General features: G+C 58.2%; 9 protein-coding genes and 1 pseudogene. 4 read left to right on the top strand and 6 right to left on the bottom strand.

What is annotated here, in order from left to right; genetic code table 11:
- Positions 1–59 precede the first annotated feature (59 nt).
- The 3 genes from BCY78_RS17585 to BCY78_RS17575 are packed head-to-tail and all read right to left on the bottom strand — an operon-like array spanning position 60 to position 2119.
- Complete coding sequence (locus BCY78_RS17585) at positions 60–1007, bottom strand: ATP-binding protein (RefSeq protein ID WP_068304499.1); 948 nt, start codon at positions 1005–1007, stop codon at positions 60–62.
- Positions 1008–1064: 57 nt separating this feature from the next.
- On the bottom strand, positions 1065–1571 hold the full coding sequence (locus BCY78_RS17580) for a hypothetical protein (protein ID WP_068304497.1): 507 nt from the start codon (positions 1569–1571) through the stop codon (positions 1065–1067).
- 23 nt (positions 1572–1594) lie between these two features.
- Positions 1595–2119: a dsDNA nuclease domain-containing protein gene (locus BCY78_RS17575; RefSeq protein WP_158515952.1), complete on the bottom strand. Its 525-nt coding sequence runs from the start codon at positions 2117–2119 to the stop codon at positions 1595–1597.
- Between the two features lie 269 nt (positions 2120–2388).
- On the opposite strand from BCY78_RS17575, the pseudogene BCY78_RS24735 reads away from it, so the two are divergent.
- Positions 2389–2606, top strand: a pseudogene (locus tag BCY78_RS24735) (IS3 family transposase); the annotation flags it as partial.
- Between the two features lie 160 nt (positions 2607–2766).
- Here the strand turns inward: BCY78_RS24735 and BCY78_RS17565 are convergent.
- Positions 2767–4284, bottom strand: coding sequence for a hypothetical protein (locus BCY78_RS17565; protein ID WP_158515951.1), 1518 nt, complete (start codon positions 4282–4284; stop codon positions 2767–2769).
- A gap of 833 nt (positions 4285–5117) precedes the next feature.
- On the opposite strand from BCY78_RS17565, the gene BCY78_RS17560 reads away from it, so the two are divergent.
- A complete protein-coding gene (locus BCY78_RS17560) occupies positions 5118–5666 on the top strand; it encodes a hypothetical protein (protein WP_139103208.1) in 549 nt (182 codons plus the stop codon).
- Between the two features lie 151 nt (positions 5667–5817).
- Here the strand turns inward: BCY78_RS17560 and BCY78_RS17555 are convergent, their stop codons facing one another.
- Both BCY78_RS17555 and BCY78_RS17550 read right to left on the bottom strand, forming a co-directional pair.
- Positions 5818–6048, bottom strand: a complete 231-nt coding sequence (locus BCY78_RS17555; protein ID WP_068304489.1) for a hypothetical protein — start codon at positions 6046–6048, stop codon at positions 5818–5820.
- Between the two features lie 115 nt (positions 6049–6163).
- On the bottom strand, positions 6164–7018 hold the full coding sequence (locus tag BCY78_RS17550; protein WP_068304487.1) for a DUF4394 domain-containing protein: 855 nt from the start codon (positions 7016–7018) through the stop codon (positions 6164–6166).
- A 105-nt stretch (positions 7019–7123) separates the two neighbouring features.
- On the opposite strand from BCY78_RS17550, the gene BCY78_RS17545 reads away from it, so the two are divergent.
- Positions 7124–7735, top strand: coding sequence for a sigma-70 family RNA polymerase sigma factor (locus BCY78_RS17545; protein ID WP_083195118.1), 612 nt, complete (start codon positions 7124–7126; stop codon positions 7733–7735).
- Positions 7732–8436 (top strand): anti-sigma factor domain-containing protein, encoded by a 705-nt coding sequence (locus tag BCY78_RS17540; protein WP_068304484.1) that lies wholly within the window; start codon positions 7732–7734, stop codon positions 8434–8436. Before BCY78_RS17545 ends, BCY78_RS17540 begins: the two co-directional genes overlap by 4 nt.
- The last annotated feature ends 29 nt before the right edge of the window (positions 8437–8465 follow it).

Genomic DNA, 8465 nt, shown 5'->3' with positions numbered 1-8465 from the left:
GCTGCAGCAACGCGGAAAAAGAGGGAGGGAAGCCATGTCTTGACCCAAACATGACCCGCTCAGCATAATCCAAGGTGGGTCACTTCTCGATGGAAAACCCGGGTCAGTTCTGGGTGGAAATCAACAGGACAGAAGATCTCCTCAGGAAGATCACGGGCGAATACGATGTCCTTCTCGATCTCCCGAAGCGCCGCGCGCACGGTGGCAATCTGATTTTCGGTTACGACCCTCTGATCCAAGATTTCGGCGAGCTTTGCCGCGCGGGTCCGGCGATCTTCGCGAAGCTGTTTCAGCCGGACTAGCAGCCGCTCGACTGCGACTTCGTGACCTTCTGTGCTGAGTTCTAGGCCATCGAAGGTCTCCGTAAGCCCGACCTTCTCCATGGCCTTCTGAACAACGTTTCGATCCGCCTGAAACTCACGCTGCTTGACCTGGATCTGACGCTTGGCCGCCTCCAAGACGTAGAACTCGTTCGGCCGAATGCCGGTGTGGAACTCGATGATCGGCTTTTTGTAGGCGCTGTATTGAGTAAGGTTTGCGAAGGATTCGAGTGGCTTGGCCCAGCCGCTGTCCTGGTCAATGTAGAAGGGAAGAAAAGCATAGGCGGGTGGCGGAATTTCGGGCTCCCCGACCCGGTTCGATAGAACCAACTGAAAATCTAGCAGTTCCGCCATAAAGGGCGCGAGCTCCTTTACGACACTATTGGCTCGAATGAGGAGTTTCCCGTCATCCGTGAAGAACGAAAAGCCGTTCCGCTCTCTGAGAGCCCGATAGCGGACATCATCCACGGTGAACGTTAGGAGCGACTTGATGTTCGCCTCCACCCAGTTGGGATGAACCTTCGCCGCCTCGGCCCCTAGAGTCCAAAAAATGCTCTTGATAACCGACGACTTTCCGACGTCATTCTCTCCGGTAATCACCGTCATCTTCGGATGAAATGAAATCCGCCGCGCCCTCCGCTCTTTGAGGGACAGCAACTCCAAGCTTTCGAAGATCAATTTTTTCATCGTTCTTTTTTCGCAGATTTCTAATCAAGAGTTGAAAGAGTTGATTTTCGTTGTTTTTCATCGCTGCAGCTCATACAAGATCGCCGCCTTGACCAAAAAATCGCTCGCGCCTGGGTGCCAAGCGGCAACCAAGCTTTTCGCTTTTGTAAACACGATGTCAAATAGGTGCATTTTATCATCGGCCTGTTCGACACCGGCATGCACGACATCATGAAGTTCCTGAACGAACGCCACCGTTGCTGCGTTCATGCGGGACCGCACGAGCGTTTCGTATTCACGCCAAGCGCCTTGGATGCTGACCTTATCCTTGAAGGGCACGGTCAAATCATCCGAGGCAGTCTTCCAGTCTGGGCGATGCGAATGGCGATCGTGAGCCTGGGTCAGCCACTTCATCATGTTCGCTCGCGTTACGAACTTCGAAGCCTTCAGCGCTTCGAAGTTCTTCAGATCTGCTAGCGCTTTGGAACGCTTACGGCAGAAATCATTCAGAGTCAGCGCGAACGTCTTTGGCGGGATATCGGTGCCAAGTTCTGCCTCAAGGAATTCAGCAATGCGTCCAATCACCGTGTTTTGGTAGTTCGATAGATTTAGATCCGAGAAAAAAAGAAGAAAAGAACGGTATGAACATTGTCATCATAACCGTCCACTTCCACGGAAATCGCCTTTACGAACTTCTCGAGTTTCGCCTTCTCCGCTGACGAAAACTTTTCCTCACCATGAGCAACAATCACCTCCGGCAATGGCTGATTACTGACGAAAACCAATCGTTCAACGGTGGCGCCGAAACGAACACAGTTATCGAACATCTTTCCGGCGAATGAGCTCTTTTTGATGCCTCTGCTGGAGGGGCGTTGCGTGATCTTCGCGAAGGACCAATTACCAGTTGCTCTGGTCTTAACCTGATAAAAGATCGCGGATGACGGCTCATCTGCGTCGTCAAGCGCGACGATGTCATCATGGAATTCGAAGGCGACAGCGTAATTTGATCCCTTCTCGTGCAAATCCAACAGTCTAGAAACACCCCAAGCTGTCTGATAGTCAAACCGATCTAATGCAGTCTGACCACCCATCTCACGCTCGGGGACATGTGTTAGAAACTCTTTCACACCCACGGTGAGCTCCTGTGTGCGGGCACAAACGTACCATATCAGTCGCCCACGCATCGGAGCAGACTAGTCAGGCGACATAGAACCCGCTTCCAGTAACATCCTCAAGTAGGAATTTCGACTTATAGATGCTCGTGTCGTTTTGGGCACTTTAAGGGACGGCGTTCTTCTCGAGTAGCAATGCGGAAGGTGGCGCTTCGGCTCGAGAACCCAATAGGATACTGAACTGCCCCTAGATTCGCAGATGCCTTCTTCCCTATTTTTGAGGCAAGGATGCCGAGATTCAACGCCTGAAGCGGGAGTTGATGCGGGTTGCCGAAGAGCGCGACATCCTAAAAAAGGGCGAGCCATTGACCGCCATTGGTCCGAGGACAATGGTGAGCGCGTATTTCGCCAGTGATGCCAAGTGAGATACGCGTTCGTGGCCGAGCATCGCATGAGGTTCTCGGTGCGGGCGATGTGCCGATGCTTGCACATGCAACCGAGCGACTTCTAGGCCTGATTGGTCCTAGCCACTTAGCCTTGAACGCATCATCAGGGAAACACGCGTATTCTATATACCAAGAGGATGGAGAACCCCGAATATCTCCCCAGCTGAGGGGTACTTACTGTATGTCCTCATGTAGATACCCCCCAGATTCCCTGAGAGCCGACTAGAAGTCCCAGTCGTCATCATCGTCGATCACGCGATCGTCCTCCTCGACGAATTGTCCCTCGTACTCGAGAGACAGGCCAAGGTCCTCCGCCAGCTCCAGCACACGACACTCTTGGTATCTGCTGAACGGCAACGGGGCGACCAACCTCGGCTGATGACCCGATGTGCTGACGTCGAGATACGGAGCATGGTGTCCAAGGTAGTCCCGGAGTATGACCCCCAGGACCCGAACGGCCTCCTCCTCGTCTGACCGTTTCACCAACAGACTGTCGTGGACGGGAAAGGCCGGGATCCCTGCGCCTAGGAGCGCCTCGAGGACCTCGAGCAGGATCGCTGCCTCGATGAACTGGAGGTCCATCGTCAGGCTTGGCGATCCGTCCAGGAAGGGGAAGACCTTGAGGATGCCCTCGACGAGATCCCCGACCTTGCAGTCTGGAGGAAGCCCATGCTTCTGCTTGAAGGTGACCCCCTTCTCGCCGCGTGGAAACCGCTTCAGACGACCGCCGTCAGCATGGACCATGCACTGCACCAAGGTCTTTGCTGCCTTCCTGCGATCCCGTGTGTCTACCCAGGGGATCTCAACGTAAGGGTCCGAGGGCAGCGGGACAGGGTGCTGGTAGAGCGCAGCCAGAATGCTCGGGTGCGATGCCTTGAGGTCGATCTCGCACACAGGCTCCCCGTCGATCAGGCAGTCCAGCCGGGTTGCCTCGGGCAGGTTTTGGTAGTCTGATGCGTACAAGCGTCCTCCCTTGGTCAGACTGCCCGAGAAGATGCGCACCAACGCGGTGCCGAGACGGGTTCCGGATGGGTCCTGAAGGACATGATCTGACAGCACGTCGTTGATCCTCTGAACCCTTGCGCGGTGTCGCTTGACCTCCTCGAGGTCGAACCTGCCGAACGGCAGTCGTTTGCCATGCACAACCAGCCAGCCCTGACGCACTTTGGGGCTACGGATCTCGATGCAGTCTGGTCGTAGGGTCTTGAAGCGAAGCAGAGGACTCCAGTCCTCAAGCCGTCGCTTGAAGTCGGGGGAACACCGATAGACCGCACTGCGGCCCGGTCTGGCACGCACGTCTCTGACAATGTGCCCCTTGGACAGCAACGCCTCGGTGGTCTCCCGTGCCGCCTGGTAGCCGCAGGAGCGTCCTGTCCAATAATGCCGGTTCATAGGGATGGCGAAGTTCCGCACCTTGAGGGCAGCCCGCAGGAAAGACGCTACAAAGATGAGATGCTTCTCCAGGCGCTGGCGGTCTTTGACCCCCAGGGCACTGGTGTCGCCGTTCGACGGCATAGGGAGGCTCTTGAGTTCCTGGAGCAATGACAGTCCGATCTGACAGCTCACCTCGTCCGCGAAAGCGTGTTCGCCATTCACAAAGAGTGATGCGCGGCCAAAGCTACGGGAGGTCTCAACTGGGGGCTTGGGCTTCGCGGCAGCGAAGGTAGCGGCGAGGTCATACATGATTGTTCCTGGGCGTTGTTCGATGACAAGACCCAGAGATCCGAGGAGGAGGCGCATAGCCGTCCAACGACTCTCTGGTCGAGTATGCACAGGAATTCGTCGCGCTATTTGGGGCACCCCACCTGGCAGGACGAAAAAACAGGGGCGTGCGTCTGGTGCGCGCTCTCGGGGTCAACGAGCAGCGGCGCTACCGACCCCAAAAAATTCCTGGGGATCTACGAAGACATATCACCAATGGCTGTCGCCAAATCTCCCCCGTGGGGGGGCATCATGACCCCCCGGGGGTAGCGGGGGGTCTATGCGAGCCAAGACACGCGACGACACCAAGCCGTAGAACAGATCGTAGTACCAAACGCGCCTGTTGACCCATGACTCGACGCCCTGCTATCCCTTCATTTGTTGAGGAAATCGACAGCGGCGATGCCTGGAACGGGAACACAACCGAGCGCACCCACTCGCCTCGGGCACCATTGACTTAGCCGGTTTTCCGCGGATCAGGAAAACCGGCTAATCACCTCGCCAGTTCACCCTTTCATATTTTGTTTCCTGTTTGTACCGCGCAGCGCGTAGCCCGAGTGTTCTCGTTTGTGGGCGGTGGGGGGGCACGATTCGAGCGGGGATCAGACGAATTGCCATGCGGCACAACATCTGCAGATGTTCTGAGAAATCTTGTATCTGGTTGCAGCATTGCGATCACGGAATCCGGGTCCCGGGAGGGGGCTGCAACGCAAACGGATAGGCCGTCCAGACAGGAGTGCCTTCGCCAGCGGTGAAGCCGATGCAGACAAATTCGGCGGTACTATAATGTTTGATGTCAGGCTCGGCCGTATATCCTTTGCTGTGCAATCGAAGACCTTGCGCCGCCAAAGATCGCGGTTCTGGGCGAGACGTTGACTGAGGAAGGAACGCTGCGCATCAGTTTCGATGTCAACGGGCAGCGGAGCCGCGAAAATGGACAGAGTGTTCAGGGTAGAAGGGGCGTATTTGAAGTGAAAATCTGGCGATCGCAAAGCGAGATATCTACTATTTCATTAGTTCAAAGGAGTCTTCTCCTTGCGGTGGGAATTGCCGTTCCTCTCTATTTGTTCTTTCGCCTTCAGTGGATTGGAATGATGTCGCCGGAATACGACTACTCTTTGTCGCCTGATCAGATCGTCGAGGCTATGGAACGCCACGGGTTTTTATCGAGTCTACTGGTGAAGTCAGAAATATTGATTATTTTTTTCTTGATTTACGGCGTTTCTCTTCTTTATCGCGAAGTCAAGGGCCTCAAGCACGTTCTATTGTCAGTTGCGCCTGTTTTAGTGGGCCTTGCGCTGGCGAGATCAGCGATGGGTCTTCCGAGTTTCGACGTGCGTCTCATGACTTCTTGCGTGATAGCGTTCGCTTCGTGGGGCATCCCCTGGATTGTCAATGCTCGTGACACCCGAGGAAACTGATGGTGGGGCGATCCGCTAAGAGCACTGAGATTGGGCACCGAGGCTTGGCTGCTGCTGATCAAAACTGTTCACGCCAAGGCCAACAATGAGCTGGCTCCGGTCGCCGGCAGTCCGTGGCTCGAACGTCCGCATTGGGCCGGAACCCGGCAGTTCAGAACGCAGTATCTCGAAGCTTGAACGCTGCTTTGCTCAGGTTCTTGCGGGAGGCTTTGGTGCGATAGTATCGGACCATCTCGGCGCTCTGATTCGTTGCGGTCTGGATCTGCACATCGGTGCAGCCCACCTCTGCTAGTCGGATGATGGCGACCTTTCTCAGCCCGTGCAGCGAGTATGGGGCGGCTCTGGCGCCGAGGCCGGTGCGCCACGCGCGGAAGGCGACCACGATACACGCGGCAATTCAAAGCCAGCTTCCCGGCTTCTCGCGCGAGCGAAAGCAGGTGAGCCTCTCGACCCAGTGGTCGAGAGGCCCTTTGGCATTCTTCGGTTCCGAAGATCGTTTACATGCCGCGGGACAGGGCGAAGCCGCTGAAGCCGCCCATGCCCAGATCCGCGAGTTCGCTCACGGCGCCGCTGCTCAGGTCAACCGAGTAGAGACCCGCAGTCTCCGCACCTTCAAGCTGCAGGATCGCATAGGCCATGTCCGAGCCCTCTTCCGGCGAGACGATGTCGAACCCACCCCAGTAGCTGACGTCGATCGGCTCGCCATCGACCGTCAGATGACCCACAGACGCCAGCGTGCCGTCATTGTTGGCCAGCGTCACCAGAGCATCGGCATTGGCGTCGAGCGCAAACTGCGCAGTGGACGAAGCCTTGGCGCCGGAAATGGCATTGGTATAGGCATTGGCGAAGATCAGCGGCTCGGTGCCGGCGGACATATCGCCCTCGGCGTAATAGGCGTCGGTGAAGCGGCGGACCGAATTCGCGCGCTCGTCATTGTCGCCGAACCCGTCCGGGAAATACACTAGGTTCGAGCCATCCGCACCAACCGCACGCACGGCGTCGATCTGGTTGTTGAAGTCAAAGGCCACGGCGCCTTCGCCGATCATGGCATTCTCCATGAAAGAGGCGCTCAGATCCGTCAGCGCGCCCGTGGCCGGGTCGACCTCGTAGATCATGCCATCGGCATAGCCCAGCAGCTGCCCGGTCACGGGACGATAGGCGATCGCGCGCAGCGGCGTCTCGAGCGCGTGGGTCTCCACGGTGCCGGGCATGGCGATGTCGGCCATGGTGACCAGCGTGCTGCCGTCCTCGGCGAGGGCGTAGCCCATGATGCCGGCATGGTCATCGGCCAGAGCGGCCGTGCCGAAGGTGATGGTGGCGGCGGTCAGGGCGAGAGTGTTCTTGAAGGGCATCGATAACGTCCTTTTTGCTTGCATTGGACCACTCCGTGCGGGCCAATTCGCCAGAGCCACGGTGCAAGTCGCACCGGAGTTTCAACGCGTGGCATTTTTTTAACGGTGAGCGGGATCGACACCCTGACAGACGATACTTCTGGCAACCGTCCCGTGCGCGATGCGGCGGGGCTGAGCACTTCCCAGACCGAGCTCGAGGCCTTGATCGCCTGTTGCGCTATCGGTGACCGGAGCGCATTTGAATCGCTCTATAATGCCACGAGCGGGAAACTTCATGCCGTTTGCTGCCGTATCTTGGGGCGTGGACACAGCGCCGAGGACGCGATGCAGGACGCTTACGTCAAAATCTGGACCCACGCCGGACGGTATCGAGTGACAGGCCATTCACCGATGACCTGGCTGATCACGATCGCGCGCAACACGGCCATCGACCGCCTGCGGGCGCAGCGCAGCGGCGGCGATGTCACCGAATACCACGATATCCACCCCGCCGCCGGCTCCAACCCCGAGAGCAAGATGCTGGCAAGCGCCGAAGCGGGGCGCATTGCCGCCTGCCTTGACGAGCTGGGCCCGGATCGTCGCCTTGCCATCACCGGGGCCTATCTGGACGGGTTGAGCTACACCGAACTGGCGGAGCGTGCCGGAATTCCGTTGAACACCATGCGCACATGGCTGCGACGTGGCCTGATGGCGCTGAAGGACTGCGTGGCGAGATGAGCGAACTCCCGGAAAGCACCGTGCCCGATGATGACATGCTGGCTGCCGAGTATGCGATGGGCCTTCTGGAAGGCGACGAGCGTGTCGCAATCCGCGCGCGTGTGGCGCGCGATCAGGAGTTCGCCGCGAAGGTGACCGCTTGGGAGGCGCAACTCTCGCAGATGGCGGATCTGGAACCGATCGCCGCGCCCGCAGCCACCCGCGCGGCCCTGCTGGCGCGTCTGTTCCCTGCCTCTCAGCGGGTTCCCTTCTGGCAGCGGCTGGGATTGTGGCAAGCGCTCACCGGCAGTGTGACGGCGGCCGCCCTCGTGCTGGCCGTTCTGGTCTTCCAGCCTGACAATGGGCCGATACCCTCGGCACTCTATTCCGCTGAAATCGCCTCAATCGAGGGGGATTTCCGCGTCGTTGCGCTGGTCGATATGCAGTCGGACGAGGTTACCCTGTCCCGTACCGCTGGCGCGGCTCCTGAGGGGCGGATCCTGCAAGTCTGGGCTCATGGACCAGATGAGCCCGCGCAGTCCGTCGGCCTCTGGCCCGAGGGCGAAAGTGTCCGTCTCCGTTTGCCTGCCGAGATCGCCGCGGTGCAGGGGGTCTTGACACTGGGGGTCTCGGAGGAACCGCCGGGCGGATCGCTGACGGGCCGGCCCTCTGGCCGGGTCTTCGGCACAGTCGACATACCTCTGTCCTCAGCTGCGCTGTAATGAGTGATTCAGGGTGCGGGTGACCTGCC

It is taken from the genome of Pararhodobacter sp. CCB-MM2 (assembly GCF_001691415.1).
Taxonomy (GTDB): Bacteria; Pseudomonadota; Alphaproteobacteria; order Rhodobacterales; family Rhodobacteraceae; genus Pararhodobacter.
The sequence above is the reverse complement of the archived record's forward strand: the minus strand, read 5'-3'. Positions and strand labels throughout refer to the sequence as shown.